The organism is Pseudomonas frigoris (assembly GCF_047758635.1).
GTDB lineage: Bacteria > Pseudomonadota > Gammaproteobacteria > Pseudomonadales > Pseudomonadaceae > Aquipseudomonas > Aquipseudomonas frigoris.
This window is the reverse complement of record NZ_CP180479.1, coordinates 2844950-2859896: the sequence shown is the minus strand read 5'-3', so window position 1 is coordinate 2859896 and position 14947 is coordinate 2844950. Positions and strand designations below refer to the sequence as shown.

The window sequence follows — 14947 nt, the reverse complement described above, 5'->3', positions numbered from 1 at the left end:
TGCGAACTCGCGCATGGACCGGGTTTATCCGTAAGAAACAGGAGCAGTACGACAAGGGGTTGAAGGCCAGCCCATCCGGCCACGTAAAACCCGGATGGATGCGTATCAAAACCTAAGGGGCACACAACATGAATCCAGCAAGCCAGCCCGGCACGAGCGCGCCGCAAGACGATGACGTCAAGGTGCTGCACAGCATGGGCTATGCCCAGCAGCTCTCACGACGCATGGGCGTTTTCTCCAACTTTGCCATTTCCTTTTCGATCATCTGCATCCTCTCGGGTGGTATCAACTCACTCGCCCAGGGCACCTCGGGTGCAGGCGGTGCGTCAATCGGCATCGGCTGGCCGATCGGTTGCCTGATCTCCGGGGTTTTCGCCATGGCCATGGCGCAGATTTCCTCGGCCTACCCCACCGCTGGCGGCCTCTATCATTGGGGCTCGATTCTCGGTAACCGCTTCACCGGCTGGCTGACCGCTTGGTTCAACTTGCTCGGGCTGGTCACCGTGCTCGGCGCGATCAACGTCGGTACCTATTACTTCTTTTTCGGCGCCTTCGGACCGGCCCTGGGCATGGAGGACACCACCACGGTGAGGGTGATTTTCCTGGCGATCCTGACCGGCCTCCAGGCCTTGTGTAACCACCTGGGTATCGGCCTGACCGCGAAGCTCACCGACTTCTCGGGGTATCTGATCTTCGCCACGGCGCTCGCGCTGACCATCGTCTGCCTGATCTCTGCACCCAGTTATGAGTTCGTCCGGTTATGGACCTTCAGCAACTATTCCGGCGAGGCTGGCGGCAGCGTTTGGCCACAGGTGTCGAACGGCTGGATTTTCATGCTCGGCCTGCTGTTGCCGATCTATACCATCACCGGCTATGACGCCTCTGCGCACACCTCGGAAGAGACCCGAAATGCCGCCATGTCGGTGCCACGCGGCATGGTCATGTCGGTGGTCTGGTCGCTGCTGTTCGGCTGGGTCATGCTCAGTTCGTTTGTGCTGATGCTGCCAAGCATGGACGAGGCGGCGAAGCATGGCTGGACCGTGTTTTTCTGGGCCATGGACACCCAGGTCAATCCGACTGTGAAGTTGGCGCTTTACGTGGCCATTTTCATCTCGCAATTTCTTTGCGGGTTGGCGACCGTGACCTCGGTCTCACGCATGATCTTCGCGTTTTCCCGTGACGGCGGCCTGCCCTTCTCCAAAGCACTGGCCTCGGTCTCGCCGACCCTACGCAGCCCGGTGGCGGCGATCTGGACCGGTGCCACGCTCGCGGTGTTGTTCGTCTGGGGATCGTCGGTGATCTCGGTCGGTGAAACGCCGGTCTATACCATCGTGGTGTCCTGCACGGTGATCTTCCTGTTCTTCTCCTTCATCATTCCCATCGTGCTGGGCCTGTTTACCTACGGGACTTCGAAGTGGCCAACCATGGGACCGTGGAACATGGGGCGCTTCTGGTACTCGGTGTTTGCCCTCCTCTCGATCCTCTCGATGGTGATCATTTTCGTCATCGGCATCCAGCCACCGAACGAATGGGCGCTGTACATCACCATCGGTTTTCTGGTGCTGACGGCAATCGTCTGGTTCGGTTTTGAAGCCCGCCGCTTCCAGGGTCCGCCGATTGGCGACATGATCGTCAAGCGTCAGGCTGAAATTGCGGCGGCTGAAGAGGCGTTGAATAAACGGGCTGGAAGTTGATTGCTGCAGTCATGAGCAAACGGTGGCGAGGGAGCCAGCTCCCTTGCCACAGCGAGCCGCGCCTACGCAGGTAGACCGATTTTATCCAGCAACCGGTTCGCCGTGATCTCCGCCACCTTGATGCTGTTTGAAATGCCCCACAGGGCATAGCGCGACCCACCGTCCAGATGATCCACCAGCTGATGGACCATCACATCGACCGAAGCCAGCGTCTCGACCAAATAAACGGCCAGGGTTTCGGTAGTAGCCCCTGGGTCCACGGAAAACAGAGTGCGGTGGGTACGCCCGGTGGCTTTGATGTCGGCAGTCGACGGGAAGTGAAAGTCGAGGGCCCGTTCGGCGGCCTCGTTGAGTTTGTTCGAATCGGGTTCGTACGGGGACACCGGATCGGTGTCCGGTGGATTGGGCGTTACTTTGAACATAGATGCTTCCCCCCCGTTGGCGGGGAACCTGAAGGAGCTATTGGACTCCTCGGGCGAGGGGATGATTTATCGCCACTGCTACTCGACACCGGACATCGAGAAAGCCTGACGAACTGATGGTCGCCGGTGTTCAGCCAGAAGACGAAAACGGAGAGCCATTGGCCCGCGCGAACCTGCAATCCCCGTCCGGGACACGCATCATCTGGTTGCCCAAGCGCTTTGGGCAGTTCTCTATCGAAATCCTGGAAGACAAGGCGCTGGAGGCATTTGTCGAGGCTGCGTTTGCCTGAGTGTTGCTGCGGTGAATGTATGCTTTGGGCTGAAGTAGGTGCTGCTGGTACCATCATCCAAGAACTGACAAGCCGAGCAGAAAACATGAATCGTCGTAAAAAAATACAGCAGTTATTGAAGGCTCACGCAAAAAAGGCCAGCGCCAAATTGGCACCGTCAAGCAAGTCTAAATACATTAGTAAAGCTGACCGATTGAAACTAGCAGCTGAACCCAGTGCAGACTCGATCATTTCCCCTGAGAGCTGATTTACGCACTCAATGTCGCTCTCCTCGGTTGCTGGACGCTGCGCGATAAAGCTGGGACCGGGCCGCGCGCCCTTAAACAAACGTTAGGCACTTATCCAACCTTACCGTACGGAGCATATAAGACATGTCAAACATCGTCGCATGGACCCTGTTCGCCCTGGGCGTCCTCCATATTCCATTCGGTATTATCAAGTTCAAAACAGCATTCGCCGCCGCCGTAGGCTCTGGCTTCGTTGACCAATTCAAAACGCACGAAGATCGGCGCACTGCTCTCTGGTTTACCATGCTGGGGCCGCTTTTTATGCTCGCAGGGCAGACAGCGATTCACGCCGTAGCCGTTGGCGATCTCGCGCTACTTAAAATGGTTGGCATCTATGTGCTTATGATCTCGATCATTTGCGTCATTGCAGTTCCAAAATCGGGGTTCTGGGCAACGCTGCTGGTTTCTCCGCTGATCATCGCGGCAGGGTATGGCTGGTAGGCCTAAAAACGCGCATAGAGTTGGACGCCACAAGAGAAACGATCGCACAAGGACGTATTGGCTTTGCTGACTGTTACATTGTTGGCCGCATGGATCCTCAACTCGCGCGAGAACGAGCCAAAGCAGACACCACCCGCCGACGGAGTAGATTCGAACTACACGTGCGCCTCCAACAAGCTCTGCGGACCTGGTACTCAGCTATGGATGAAGTGCTTCCCGGCAGAGTTCGATTCAGTTTTCCTTCAGAAATGCCGACCTTGAAAAGCCTTGATGGAAGATATGCGGTAGCGGCCTTTGATCAAATGATCGCATCGCTTCCACGACCTACTCACACCCCAGAACCTCCTGACCGCAGATGAAGTGAAATCCCATTGCCGCCGTGGAATGACCGGTCGCGGTAGGGATGGCAGTTACCTGCCACCCCCCGCACAGATCCGTACGTGCGGAACTACCGCATACGGCTCCTGCCTCGGGTGTGTGACGCGAAGCGATCCTCAGGGTAAGGATGTGCATTTCTGGGTCTAGGTATGTAGAGGTCAGCAAGGCGTCCGTAGCGTGACCATTGAAGCCGATTACGCTGGCTGCGACGTTTGAGGGCTTGCCGCCATAGGCGACATACCGCCGAACGAAAACCACCAAGACGTATCAGGTTTCCCGGCACCGCGTGGTAATTGAAGTAGCCCCTGACCACCCGAGTAAGCCATTGCCCTTGAGCCCGGATGGGCTCATGACGTCGGCGCTTCAGCTCATCCCGAATAGCCAGCAGCGTCGCACGCATTCGCTTCTTGACCGTCAGTCGCAGTATTTGAAAACCACCGCTTCTGTTGGTACTACAACAGTGCGTGAAGCCCAGGAAGTCAAACGTCTCCGGTTTACCTAACCCTCGCTTCCTACGATTTCTCGCAGCAAAACGACCAAATTCAATCAGCCGTGTCTTCGAGGCATTGAGGGATAAACCGAACCTGGCCAAGCGTTCCTGCAACTGCACCAGAAACTGCTGAGCCTGCCATTGCGTCCTGAAACCCACCACACTGTCGTCCGCGTAGCGCACAACAATCACATCGCCATGGGCATGCCGCTGGCGCCATTGCCTTGCCCATAGATCCAGCACGTAGTGAAGATAGATATTCGCCAGCAATGGCGATATCACTGCCCCTTGGGGAGTCCCCTTCAGCGCAGCCACCCTACGGCCATCCTCCATAACACCCGCTTGAAGCCATTTGCAGATAAGCCCGAGCAGGCGCCGGTCTGCAATCCGGTGTCCCAGAAACATCAGCATCCATTCATGGTCGATCTCATCAAAGAACGACGTGATATCCGCATCCAATATCCAGTTCACCTTCTGGCCCTTCAGCGCGACCGTTAACGCATCCAGCGCATCGTGCTGGCTGCGTCCCGGTCGAAACCCGTACGAGAATCCCAGGAAGTCCTCTTCATAGATCACATTCAGAACGGTAACGACCGCCTGCTGTACGATCTTGTCCTCCAAAGAGGCAATGCCCAGCGGGCGCTGCCTGCCGTCGGCTTTGGGGATATAGACCCGCCGCGACGGCGTTGCCCGATAGGCTCCCCTGTGGAGCCTTCCGTGCAAATCGGTCACCCGCTGGAGAAGACCTTCCTCATATTCTCGCCACGACATGCCGTCCACGCCCGCCGCTGCATCGCGGCGCAGGGCATAGAAGCTCTGCGCCAATAACTGCGGTGTGATGTGGTGCAGCAATGCCGTGAACTGCATGCCCTTGTTCCTTCGGGCTGCTTCACGTACACCGTCAAGTCCCATCGACGCGCAGCTGATCCGGCTCAGTGTCCGGGGCGCGGGAGGCCTGTTGGTGTTTCCCTTGACTACGTCCCTTTCCTCCACTATCTCCGCAGGGCCAGGCCCTTTGTTCGATGGCTTCTCAGGTACTACGGACGTATCCGACTTCTCAGCGACGTGAACAGCAGGGTTACGGCTTTTGGCCTTTCCTGCTCCGCCCGGTGCTTGCGCACTGGGCGCCGCTGAGATCTCCCAGTTTCTGTGCGGAGGACTTCCCGACGTGCACAGGGTCTCCGACCGCGCGGGATCAGAGCATGACTGGCGTATAACGCCATGCTCCGTGTTGCCTTCTGCTTCGCTTAACAGCATCGGCATCCCGAATTCCTGATTACGCGGCTCAATGGCTGGCCCATCGGTTTCCCCTGTCAACGCTTCACCCTGCACCTCACGGTGCAACATGCATGACTCGGGGTCTGGTTGATTCGCCATTTCTTACCAGTATCGAACTTTCATCGACTATCCTCCGCCAGCTTTAACTGGCGCACTAAGCGTACGGGGAATACGCCTTGTGCAGGGTATGCGTGTGGTGAAGGCCGTACTCAAATTAGTGCCGTGGGCCAGTGACATGGACGTTAGCCCTAGGAAACCAATGGCGTGCACTAGAGCTGGAGATTGGTAGATCGCGTTAGCTCGGCGGCTTGCCTTATTCAGTTACCCAATTTAGTTCATGACTTAGGTCCGCCACGGTGGAAGAGTCTCTTCGAAAAGTGAAAAGGCTCGATGCAGGAAACTGTTGAAGCGAGCGGCATCACGCCGCAGCCCTGCCTGTTGACCACCAATCAGGCACAGATGGGCCACCTTACCAATCACTTCTGCTTCGCCTGGCATATGGACCAAGCGGCGGCACGTCCGTATCGCGAAGTCCAGTCGTCTTGTGTCAACACGCTGCTGAAACTCGCCTACCAACGGATCGTGCAGCGACCAGGCTCGGATGGAAACTTCCCGCCCAGGTTGTTTCTCAGCGGCAATACTCAAGTAGCGTTTCAAGGTTTCGCCCGCGCTACGACCCTGCGCCGCATAAGCGAGCATGCGCTCCGTGTAGTCTTCTTCCCAAGCGGCCAGCAAGGTGCGGACAAAGTCTTCGCGATTGCGGAAATGGTGATAGAACGATCCGCGGGTCACATTCAATCGGCGCGATAGACTCTCGGCCGAAACGCCAATATGCCCTATTTGATCGAGAGCCTCAAAACCAGCCGCGATCCAATGGTTACGAGTTAGTTTTCTCACCAGTTATTTCGCTCCATATTTAGCGCCATACAGACTGTGTATGGTGCGCAACCGATTGATACGCTGCGAACACCAGCAAAGATGGCCGTTGCGTTTTGCACGCCAGCACTTTTCATGGAGCTCGCCTTGAAGAAAATCGTTCTGGTTGCTTTCGACCAATTCACTGATATCGACCTATTCCTGATGTGGGACATTTTAGGCCGCAACACTGAGGACTGGCACGTCCGAATATTGGGTTCTAGCTCTATCGTGCGATCGGCGCACGGCCTGCCTGTTTCGGTGCATGGTCCGCTTTCCGAGGCCAATAGTGCCGACGCGGTATTGTTCGTCAGCGGCAAGGAAGGGATACCCGCTGCACTTGCCGCCCCAGATTTCCTGCCGTCGTTTGAACTTGACTCCAGACGCCAGCGAATCGGCTCCATATGCGCCGGAGCTTTCATTCTCGAACGGCTTGGGCTGCTCAGCGGCCAAGCAACTACACACCCGGATGCACGATCAAGCTTGCAAGCTCTGGGACTTGAGCCCATGGACCAGCCTCTTGTATGCCAGGGGAACGTTGCAACCGCTGGCGGATGCCTTTCGGCGCTCTATCTGGTGGGATGGTTGGTTGAATCCTGGTTCGATGTCGACAAGCGCCGTGCGACGTTGCTCCCTGTTCTGCCAGCTGGGCAGCAAGAGCTCTATGATGCCTTGATCGGGCTCAGTATCCGACAAGGAGAAGTTGGCGCCTCAACAACATCTAGTTAATCCATGCTCGCTCAGCGAGGCTCTGGACCTCATCAAGGCGTGGACATTGGTTATCCGGACGGCATCGCCACGACCCATGCGAGCTCCGCTCCTGGTGCGCTACTGCGCCTGGAACCTGAAGTTGCCGTGAACCCCACACTTGAATACGTACCTGATAGCCTAAGTAGGCACGCCGCAATATGGAAAAAGAGCCGCTTGTACAGCGAGACTCCTCCACTATGCAGATACCTCGTGTGCTTGGGAATGAGCAGTGAGCGCGGTTGTCCCTGTCCGGCTTGAAAGTCGGTAACCGTCACTTCTAAGCTAGACAAGCACTTACAGGGCGACAAGGAGCGTTATACGACAAAACCATCGCAACAAGAAACGCGACATGGCATGTCGTCTAATTAGTAGTTAGAACTCAGGAGAGATCCCCGATGCCCCGAGAATTTGAGCTCATTATGTCCGTGCCAGTCCCCTCGAGGTCCGGCATCACCCACCTTTACAAGTCGATGCACCTAGCGGACGCTTTTGCGATTCGGCTCCCTGCGGGCACATCTAGCAATCCAGATTTGCTAGCTCGATTCATCCTTTCCCACCAGCCATCCTGGATCGGATGGCTCATTAAAGTCCGAGACACTATCGTTGCCTGTTTTGGTCTCAAGACAGCCAAACATTTGGCATCACTCGCTAATCGGATTGGAGCCTTCAAGGTCTACAGCACGAACCAGACTGAAATCGTGTTGGGAGAGGACGACAAGCACCTCGACTTCCGGATATCGATCCTATGTTCTGGAGAGGCAGAGCCAGAAGGCAGTCGCCAACTCGTTTTTTCAACCGTGGTCCAGTGCCACAACCGTCTAGGCCGGGCCTACATCTTCGTTATTGCCCCATTTCACCGCTTGGTTGTTAAGGCCAACCTCCTCCGTGCAGCGCGCGTCGGTTGGCCTCTGGCTACCTGCCCCTAAGGTCCGGCACCCACTGATGCGGTAGCAGTTGCCCGATCTCACTCGCCCGCTGTGTCGGCAGCCGTGTCAGCACATCTTTTAGATAGGCATACGGATCATGCCCTTTAAGCCGTGCCGACTGGATCAAACTCATAATCGCAGCCGCACGTTTTATGATCTGGTTTAGAAACCAGAATCTTTGGAGGCATCGCATGCGCCCTTTGTGCCCAATCAAACCTCCGTCCTTCTCGACGCCATTTCCAGTCCGTCTGCCAAACAGGCTCACGCGGACCTGTCTGCGATGGATTTTATGCCTGAGCATTGTCGTGCCCGGCATCGCCGGTGCAGAGACACGACCCGAGAACATGGTGTATCTGCGTACGATTGATCCGGGCATCGAGCAAGACATTCGCTACGCCAGCGCTCACAACTTCACCGGGCACCCACTCGACGGTTACGACGCGGCGCAGTGCCTGTTATCGCTGGACGCCGCCAAGGCCCTCGCTCGGGTACAAACGGCTTTGCGGGCGCAGGGCTACGGTTTGAAGGTGTTTGACTGTTATCGGCCCAGCCGTGCCGTTGCCGATATGGGGCGTTTCGCTTTGGTGCCGGATGACCCACGCAAGGCCGAGTTCTATCCGCGCGTGGACAAGCAGGACTTCTGGCGCCTGGGTTACGTGGCCCGGGTGTCGAACCACTCCAAAGGCTCAACCGTGGACCTGACGCTGACCGGTCCGGATGCACTGCCCGCCGCTAGCTGGACGCCTTCAACCGGGCAAGTCGATTGCACGGCCGCCTATGGCCAGCGTTGGCGCGACGGCGCGCTCGACATGGGTACCGGTTTCGATTGCTTCGATGAGCGAGCGCATACCGACAACCCGACGATCAGCGCTGCCGCCAGGGACAATCGCCAGAAGCTCAGCAGGGCCATGGAGAAAGAAGGGTTTACCGGGTACTCGAAGGAATGGTGGCACTTCACATACAGTGGGGAAGGTTCTCCGAAGAACGTCATGGACTTCCCCATCACGCCGCTGGGTACACGCGATGTTCTCGACACCGCCAATCAGCTGATTGTGGTCACCACAAAAAACTGGACTGACATCCACGGCATGGCCCAGCGCTATGAACGGCAGGGGAATACCTTTCGAAAATACGAAACGTCGTTTCCAGTGGTGGTCGGCAAGAGCGGGCTGGCGTGGGGCAAGGGTCTGAGCAGCGTTGAGCAACGCGAAGGTCCGGTCAAAAGTGAAGGCGATGGAAAAGCGCCTGCCGGGGTATTCAAACTGGGAACGGCTTTTGGCTACGACAGTACGGCTGACACCAAACTGCCTTACCTTGCGTTGACCTCGACCATCGAATGCGTGGATGACAGCCACTCCGCACGCTATAACGAGCTGGTTGATGGAGCGACTGTTTCGAAAGACTGGAACAGCGCCGAACGTATGCGTCGCGATGACGACATGTATCGAAAAGGCATTTTCATCGAGCACAATACGCCGGCGTCCCCCGCCTTGGGCTCGTGCATTTTCTTCCACATCTGGCGTGGTCCCACCTCGCCGACGCTGGGTTGCACCGCCATGGATCCAGCGGATATTTCTCGCTTGTTCAATTGGCTGGATCCTCGCCAGTCCCCTCTGCTGGTTCAAATGCCCGAGGCGCAATACGAGCACTTTCACGAACGCTGGAACCTGCCCGAACGTTGATAGCGTCAGCATTGGCAGACGGTGGCTGGAGGTCCTGATCATTGCCGAAGGAACACCCAGTGCAAATTCGTATACCCTATCTGCAATTCATTCCGAACGATCACGACCGTGGCCCTGACAAAACTCAACGCTCCCGACCTTGGCAATTCGCCTTCGACGTCGGAAATCATCACCCGTCATCTGCGTGACGCCATCGTCGCCGGGCATTTCGCCGAGGACGAGCCGATTCGCCAGGACGACATCGCCCGCCAGTTCAACGTCAGCAAGATTCCGGTGCGCGAAGCCCTCAAGCGCCTGGAGGCCGAAGGCCTGGTGATGTTCCAGCGCAATCGCGGGGCGATGGTCACCCGGGTTTCCGATGCAGAACTGGCGCAGATGTTCGAAGTGCGCATGCTGCTCGAAGACAAGGTGCTGCGCCTGGCCATTCCGAACATGACCGAAGAAACCTTCGCCCGTGCCGAGCGTATCTGCCAGGAGTTCATCGGCGAAGATGATGTGGGGCGCTGGGCCGAGCTCAACTGGGAACTGCACGCTTGCCTCTACGAGCCGGCGCAACGTCCGTTTCTGGTCGGCCTGATCCGCTCGGTCAACGACAAGCTGGAGCGCTACCTGCGCATGCAGATGAGCCTGTCGGCCGGTAAGGAACGCGCCGATCACGAACACCGGGAAATCCTTGCGGCCTGCCGCGCCGGTGACGTGGACCTGGCGGTGAAGTTGCTCGACGAGCACATTGCCGGCGTCTGCAAGACCCTGTTCGAGCACCTGCCTCACCACCACTGACAGCTCGCCGCACTGTGCCGATTTCGTCATCGACACTGAATAAAACCATCAAGCCGGCAAGCCCCCGCACAGGCCACTCTTTCGTTCACTCATCTGAACGGACGTGGCCATCCCATGAAACGCATCACCGTGATCGACTCCCACACCGGCGGCGAACCGACCCGCCTGGTGACCGCCGGTTTTCCTGACCTGGGCAGCGGCAGCATGGCCGAACGTCGACAGCGGCTGGCCGAACAGCATGATCAATGGCGCGCTGCCTGCGTGCTCGAACCACGGGGCAGTGACGTGCTGGTCGGCGCCCTGCTCTGTGAGCCGGTGGACCCGAGCGCCTGTGCCGGCGTGATTTTCTTCAACAACAGCGGTTACCTCGGCATGTGTGGCCACGGCACCATCGGCCTGGTGGCCTCACTCGCGCATCTGGGCAAGATCGGCCCCGGGGTGCACAGCATCGAAACCCCGGTGGGCACGGTGCAGGCGACGCTGCACGAAGACCATTCGGTGAGCGTGCGCAATGTGCCGGCGTACCGTTACTGCAAAGCGCTGGCGCTGCAGGTGCCGGGGATCGGTCAAGTGACCGGCGATGTTGCCTGGGGTGGAAACTGGTTTTTCCTGATTGCCGAGCACGGTCTGCGCATTGCCGGCGATAACCTCGATGCGCTGACCGCCTACACCTTCGCCGTGCAGCAAGCACTGGAGACTCAGGGTATTCGCGGCGAAGACGGCGGCTTGATCGACCATGTCGAGCTGTTCGCCGATGACGAGCAGGCCGACAGCCGCAACTTCGTCCTCTGTCCCGGCAAGGCCTACGACCGCTCGCCCTGCGGCACCGGCACCAGTGCCAAACTGGCGTGCCTGGCGGCCGACGACAAATTGCAGCCGGGACAGATCTGGCGTCAGGCCAGTGTCATCGGCAGCGAGTTCGAAGGTTCCTACGAACTTCAGGGTGAGCGCATCGTGCCGACCATTCGCGGTCGCGCCTTTATCAGCGCCGAAGCCAGCCTGATCATCGAACAGGACGACCCGTTCGCCTGGGGCATTCGCCCGTGAACGAGGGCCGGGTGGCCGATGTGATCGTGATTGGCGCCGGCATCATCGGCGCCGCTTGTGCCCAGGCGCTGGCAGGTCGCGGCTTGCGCGTGCTGGTGCTGGACGCCGGCCTGCCCGGCGCTACGGCGGCGGGCATGGGCCACTTGCTGGTCCTCGACGACAACCCGGCCGAACTGGCCCTCAGTCAATATTCTTTGCAACGCTGGCGCGAACTCGCGCCGACCTTGCCCGACGGTTGCGCCTACCGTTGCAATGGCACCCTCTGGCTGGCCGCCAATGCTGAAGAAATGGCCGTCGCCCACAGCAAATACCTGAATTTGCATGCCCAAGGCGTGGCCTGCGAATTGATCTCCAGCAATGCCTTGCACCAGCGCGAACCGGAACTGCGCGAGGGCCTGGAAGGCGGACTGCTGATCAATGGCGACGGCATTCTTTATGCCCCGGCGACCGCCAACTGGATGCTCGACACACCGAACATCAGCCAACGCCGGGCGCGGGTCAGCGAAGTCGATGGCAACCGCGTGCGACTCGACGACGGCCACTGGCTAAGCGCCGAAGCAGTGATTCTGGCCAACGGCATCCAGGCCAACGCGCTTTGCCCCGAGCTGCCGATCGAACCGAAGAAAGGCCACTTGCTGATCACCGACCGCTACCCCGGCAAGGTCACTCACACCCTGGTGGAACTCGGTTACGTCACCAGTGCCCACAACGCCAGCGGTCCCTCGACGGCGTGCAATATCCAGCCTCGGCCGACCGGGCAATTGTTCATCGGCGCCTCGCGACAATTCGGCACCACCGACCCTCAAGTCGAGGGCTGGATGCTGGCGAAAATGCTCCGGCGTGCCACCGACTACATGCCGGGTCTGGCTCAGCTCAACGGCATCCGCGCCTGGACCGGTTTTCGCGCTGCCAGCCCCGACGGTTTACCGCTGGTGGGTCAGCACCCGCAACGCAAAGGTTTATGGCTGGCAGTCGGTCACGAGGGCCTCGGCGTGACGACCGCCCCGGGCACCGCCGACCTGCTGGTCGCGCAGCTGTTCGACGAAACGCCGCCACTGGCCGCGCACCCGTATCTGCCGCAACGTTTTCTCGGAGAACCCGTTTATGCCTGAATTGATGCTAGACGGACGTGCCCTGCGGGTTGCCGAAGGCACCAGTGTCGCGGCTGCCCTGGCCTTGGGCGGCGATGGCTGCACGCGCACATCGGTCAGTGGCCAACGCCGCGCCCCGCTATGCGGCATGGGCATTTGCCAGGAATGCCGGGTGACCATCGACGGTCGCCGGCGCCTGGCCTGCCAAACGCTGTGCCGTGACGGCATGCACGTGGAGACGCAAGCATGAGCGAATACGCCGACCTGCTGATCATCGGTGCCGGTCCCGCCGGCATGGCCGCTGCGCTCGCTGCGGCGCCAAGCGGTGCGCGCATCGTCCTGCTCGATGACAACCCGCTGCCGGGCGGGCAAATCTGGCGTGACGGGCCTCAGGCCAACCTGCCGAACCCGGCGCGTCAGATGCGCGAGCGACTGGAGGCGTGCAGCCACATCCGCCGTCACTCCGGCACTCGGGTGATTGCCTGCGCCGGGCCGAAACAACTGCTGGTCGAAGACGCCGATCGAGGCTGGTTGATCGGTTACGACAAACTGATTCTGTGTACCGGCGCCCGCGAGTTGCTGCTGCCCTTCCCCGGCTGGACGCTGCCCGGCGTGACGGGAGTTGGCGGCCTCCAGGCATTGATCAAGGGCGGGCTGCCGGTGCAGGACGAACGCATTGTGATTGCCGGCAGCGGACCGTTATTGCTGGCCAGCGCCGCCACCGCAAAACACAACGGCGCCCGGGTGCGGCGCATCGCCGAGCAAGCCCACGCGACCGCCGTCGCCGGTTTCGCCGCGCAACTGCCACGCTGGCCCAACAAGCTGATGCAGTCGGTCACGTTGTTCGACTGCCATTACCGTACCGGGACCTACGTACTGGCCGCCGTGGGCAATGAACGGCTGGAAGGTGTGCGCCTGCAACAGCAAGGAAAAATCGTCGAGCTGGAATGTGATCGCCTGGCCTGCGGTTTCGGTCTGATTCCCAATACCCAACTCGGCCAGGCCCTCGGCTGCGAGCTCGATGGCCCGGCGATTGCCGTCGATGCCTGGCAGACCACTCGCCGTGCCGATCACTATGCGGCGGGTGAATGCACCGGTTTCGGGGGCAGTGAACTGGCGTTGGTCGAAGGCGCAATTGCCGGTCACGCCGCGGTCGGTGACCTTGAGTCGGCCCGAGCTTTGTGGCCGCGTCGTGCGCGCTGGCACGGTTTCGCCAACGCCCTCAACAAAGCATTCGCTCTCGATCCGCAACTCAAGTCGCTGGCACAACCCGACACCTTGGTGTGCCGTTGCGAAGACGTGCCTTACGGCTTGCTTGCCGGGCACACTGACTGGCGCGAGGCCAAGCTGGCCAGTCGCTGCGGCATGGGCGCCTGCCAGGGCCGGGTGTGTGGCGGCGCGTTGCAGCACCTGTTCGGCTGGCAACCTTCGGCACCACGGCCACCGTTCAGCCCGGCGCGGATCGAGACCTTGCTGTGCCTGGACGACACCCCGCATGCCTGAATGCCGGCCCGGGGCTTTCGGGTCCGTCGCCGAGTCTTTATGATCCGGGGCATTGCCTCCAGACGCCCAGCGCCATGTATGCCTCGCTCACTACCTTCAAACCCTGCGACCTGCCCACTCTGCTGAGCAGTCTGCAGCCGATCGCGGCGCTGCTCGACACTCTGTCGGACGTAGTGTTTTTCATCAAGGACAGCGAGGCCCGCTACGCCTTCGTCAACCAGACCCTGGCCCGGCGCTGCGGCTTCAAACACAGTGACGAACTGCTCGGGCGCACCGCCGACAGGGTCTTTCCCGAGCGCTTCGGCCCGCTGTACACCGAGCAGGATCGGCGGGTGCTGTCCACCGGTCGCGAACTGGCCGACCAACTCGAACTGCACCTGTATTACGGTAACCAACCAGTCTGGTGCCTGACCCATAAACTCGCGCTGCGCGACCTGCAAGGTCAGATCGTCGGCCTGGCCGGCATCTCCCGCGACTTGCAAGCCCCACAGTCCAGCCATCCGGCGTTCCAGAAACTCGCGGCGGTGGACGCGCATATCCGCAGCCATTTCGCCCGGCCGATCAGCCTCGCCGAACTGACCGCAATCGCCGGGTTTTCCGTGGCGCAACTGGAGCGCCACTGCAAACGGGTGTTCCAGCTCACCCCAAGGCAGATGATTCACAAGGCACGCCTGGAAGAAGGCTCCCGACTGTTGCTGCACACCGACCTGCCCATCACCGAGATCGCCCTGCGCTGCGGTTACACCGATCACAGTGCCTTCAGCCGGCAGTTCCGTGCCTTGACCAGTCTGGCGCCGAGTCAGTATCGCGAAAGCCGTCGCTGAACCCGGGCGAGTGTTCCTTTAAGGGGCGCCCGGCGTCCCCACTGCTCCCTTCTGTAACACCGCCTGATACGGTCCATCGAGGCGTTCTTCTCCTACGCCCTACTCCCACAATCTCGTAAGACCTTTAACTCAAGGCTTGGCGATTAATT

General features: G+C 59.6%; 15 protein-coding genes and 3 pseudogenes. 14 read left to right on the top strand and 4 right to left on the bottom strand.

Going from position 1 to position 14947, the window contains the following annotated elements; genetic code table 11:
- The first annotated feature begins 128 nt into the window (after positions 1–128).
- Entirely contained in the window at positions 129–1694 is a 1566-nt protein-coding gene (locus ACMXYH_RS13110) for an amino acid permease (protein WP_415767322.1), read from the top strand.
- A 62-nt stretch (positions 1695–1756) separates the two neighbouring features.
- Here the strand turns inward: ACMXYH_RS13110 and ACMXYH_RS13105 are convergent, their stop codons facing one another.
- Positions 1757–2116: a DUF6124 family protein gene (locus ACMXYH_RS13105; RefSeq protein ID WP_415767321.1), complete on the bottom strand. Its 360-nt coding sequence runs from the start codon at positions 2114–2116 to the stop codon at positions 1757–1759.
- A gap of 13 nt (positions 2117–2129) precedes the next feature.
- On the opposite strand from ACMXYH_RS13105, the pseudogene ACMXYH_RS13100 reads away from it, so the two are divergent.
- The 4 genes and pseudogenes from ACMXYH_RS13100 to ACMXYH_RS13085 form a co-directional block, all read left to right on the top strand.
- A pseudogene (locus ACMXYH_RS13100) lies at positions 2130–2406 on the top strand (VOC family protein); the annotation flags it as partial.
- An 85-nt stretch (positions 2407–2491) separates the two neighbouring features.
- Positions 2492–2653, top strand: coding sequence for a DUF2986 domain-containing protein (locus ACMXYH_RS13095; protein WP_129445197.1), 162 nt, complete (start codon positions 2492–2494; stop codon positions 2651–2653).
- 124 nt (positions 2654–2777) lie between these two features.
- Entirely contained in the window at positions 2778–3134 is a 357-nt protein-coding gene (locus ACMXYH_RS13090; RefSeq protein ID WP_415767320.1) for a DUF6463 family protein, read from the top strand.
- An 11-nt stretch (positions 3135–3145) separates the two neighbouring features.
- A pseudogene (locus ACMXYH_RS13085) lies at positions 3146–3493 on the top strand (hypothetical protein); the annotation flags it as partial.
- A gap of 89 nt (positions 3494–3582) precedes the next feature.
- Here ACMXYH_RS13085 and ltrA read toward each other — a convergent pair.
- Entirely contained in the window at positions 3583–4869 is a 1287-nt protein-coding gene (gene ltrA / locus ACMXYH_RS13080; protein WP_415764648.1) for a group II intron reverse transcriptase/maturase, read from the bottom strand.
- Between the two features lie 753 nt (positions 4870–5622).
- Positions 5623–6177 (bottom strand): TetR/AcrR family transcriptional regulator, encoded by a 555-nt coding sequence (locus tag ACMXYH_RS13075; protein WP_415767319.1) that lies wholly within the window; start codon positions 6175–6177, stop codon positions 5623–5625.
- 126 nt (positions 6178–6303) lie between these two features.
- Here ACMXYH_RS13075 and ACMXYH_RS13070 point away from each other — a divergent pair, with 126 nt between their 5' ends.
- A complete protein-coding gene (locus ACMXYH_RS13070; RefSeq protein WP_149629619.1) occupies positions 6304–6924 on the top strand; it encodes a DJ-1/PfpI family protein in 621 nt (206 codons plus the stop codon).
- Between the two features lie 416 nt (positions 6925–7340).
- Positions 7341–7871: a DUF2867 domain-containing protein gene (locus ACMXYH_RS13065; protein WP_415767318.1), complete on the top strand. Its 531-nt coding sequence runs from the start codon at positions 7341–7343 to the stop codon at positions 7869–7871.
- Here the strand turns inward: ACMXYH_RS13065 and ACMXYH_RS13060 are convergent.
- A pseudogene (locus ACMXYH_RS13060) lies at positions 7858–8022 on the bottom strand (transposase domain-containing protein); the annotation flags it as partial. The gene ACMXYH_RS13065 and the pseudogene ACMXYH_RS13060 sit on opposite strands and share 14 nt — an antisense overlap.
- 40 nt (positions 8023–8062) lie before the next feature.
- Here ACMXYH_RS13060 and ACMXYH_RS13055 point away from each other — a divergent pair.
- The 7 genes from ACMXYH_RS13055 (at position 8063) to ACMXYH_RS13025 (ending at position 14798) form a co-directional block, all read left to right on the top strand.
- Complete coding sequence (locus ACMXYH_RS13055; RefSeq protein WP_415767317.1) at positions 8063–9553, top strand: M15 family metallopeptidase; 1491 nt, start codon at positions 8063–8065, stop codon at positions 9551–9553.
- A 108-nt stretch (positions 9554–9661) separates the two neighbouring features.
- Positions 9662–10333, top strand: a complete 672-nt coding sequence (locus tag ACMXYH_RS13050; protein ID WP_174553771.1) for a GntR family transcriptional regulator — start codon at positions 9662–9664, stop codon at positions 10331–10333.
- 114 nt (positions 10334–10447) lie between these two features.
- Positions 10448–11380 (top strand): 4-hydroxyproline epimerase, encoded by a 933-nt coding sequence (locus tag ACMXYH_RS13045; RefSeq protein WP_415767316.1) that lies wholly within the window; start codon positions 10448–10450, stop codon positions 11378–11380.
- A complete protein-coding gene (locus ACMXYH_RS13040; protein ID WP_415767315.1) occupies positions 11377–12492 on the top strand; it encodes an NAD(P)/FAD-dependent oxidoreductase in 1116 nt (371 codons plus the stop codon). Before ACMXYH_RS13045 ends, ACMXYH_RS13040 begins: the two co-directional genes overlap by 4 nt.
- Positions 12485–12721, top strand: coding sequence for a (2Fe-2S)-binding protein (locus ACMXYH_RS13035; protein WP_033056575.1), 237 nt, complete (start codon positions 12485–12487; stop codon positions 12719–12721). The genes ACMXYH_RS13040 and ACMXYH_RS13035 overlap by 8 nt, the downstream gene beginning before the upstream one ends.
- Entirely contained in the window at positions 12718–13974 is a 1257-nt protein-coding gene (locus ACMXYH_RS13030; protein ID WP_415767314.1) for an FAD-dependent oxidoreductase, read from the top strand. Before ACMXYH_RS13035 ends, ACMXYH_RS13030 begins: the two co-directional genes overlap by 4 nt.
- Positions 13975–14048: 74 nt before the next feature.
- Positions 14049–14798 (top strand): AraC family transcriptional regulator, encoded by a 750-nt coding sequence (locus tag ACMXYH_RS13025; RefSeq protein WP_129445002.1) that lies wholly within the window; start codon positions 14049–14051, stop codon positions 14796–14798.
- Positions 14799–14947 lie beyond the last annotated feature (149 nt).

Excerpts from the sequence above, each read along its gene's own strand:
- ACMXYH_RS13110 (WP_415767322.1), top strand. The coding sequence starts at position 129 with ATGAATCCAGCAAGCCAGCCCGGCACGAGCGCGCCGCAAGACGATGAC.
- ACMXYH_RS13105 (WP_415767321.1), bottom strand. The coding sequence starts at position 2,116 with ATGTTCAAAGTAACGCCCAATCCACCGGACACCGATCCGGTGTCCCCG.
- ACMXYH_RS13095 (WP_129445197.1), top strand. The coding sequence starts at position 2,492 with ATGAATCGTCGTAAAAAAATACAGCAGTTATTGAAGGCTCACGCAAAA.
- ACMXYH_RS13090 (WP_415767320.1), top strand. The coding sequence starts at position 2,778 with ATGTCAAACATCGTCGCATGGACCCTGTTCGCCCTGGGCGTCCTCCAT.
- ltrA (WP_415764648.1), bottom strand. The coding sequence starts at position 4,869 with ATGCAGTTCACGGCATTGCTGCACCACATCACACCGCAGTTATTGGCG.
- ACMXYH_RS13065 (WP_415767318.1), top strand. The coding sequence starts at position 7,341 with ATGCCCCGAGAATTTGAGCTCATTATGTCCGTGCCAGTCCCCTCGAGG.
- ACMXYH_RS13055 (WP_415767317.1), top strand. The coding sequence starts at position 8,063 with ATGCGCCCTTTGTGCCCAATCAAACCTCCGTCCTTCTCGACGCCATTT.
- ACMXYH_RS13045 (WP_415767316.1), top strand. The coding sequence starts at position 10,448 with ATGAAACGCATCACCGTGATCGACTCCCACACCGGCGGCGAACCGACC.
- ACMXYH_RS13035 (WP_033056575.1), top strand. The coding sequence starts at position 12,485 with ATGCCTGAATTGATGCTAGACGGACGTGCCCTGCGGGTTGCCGAAGGC.
- ACMXYH_RS13030 (WP_415767314.1), top strand. The coding sequence starts at position 12,718 with ATGAGCGAATACGCCGACCTGCTGATCATCGGTGCCGGTCCCGCCGGC.
- ACMXYH_RS13025 (WP_129445002.1), top strand. The coding sequence starts at position 14,049 with ATGTATGCCTCGCTCACTACCTTCAAACCCTGCGACCTGCCCACTCTG.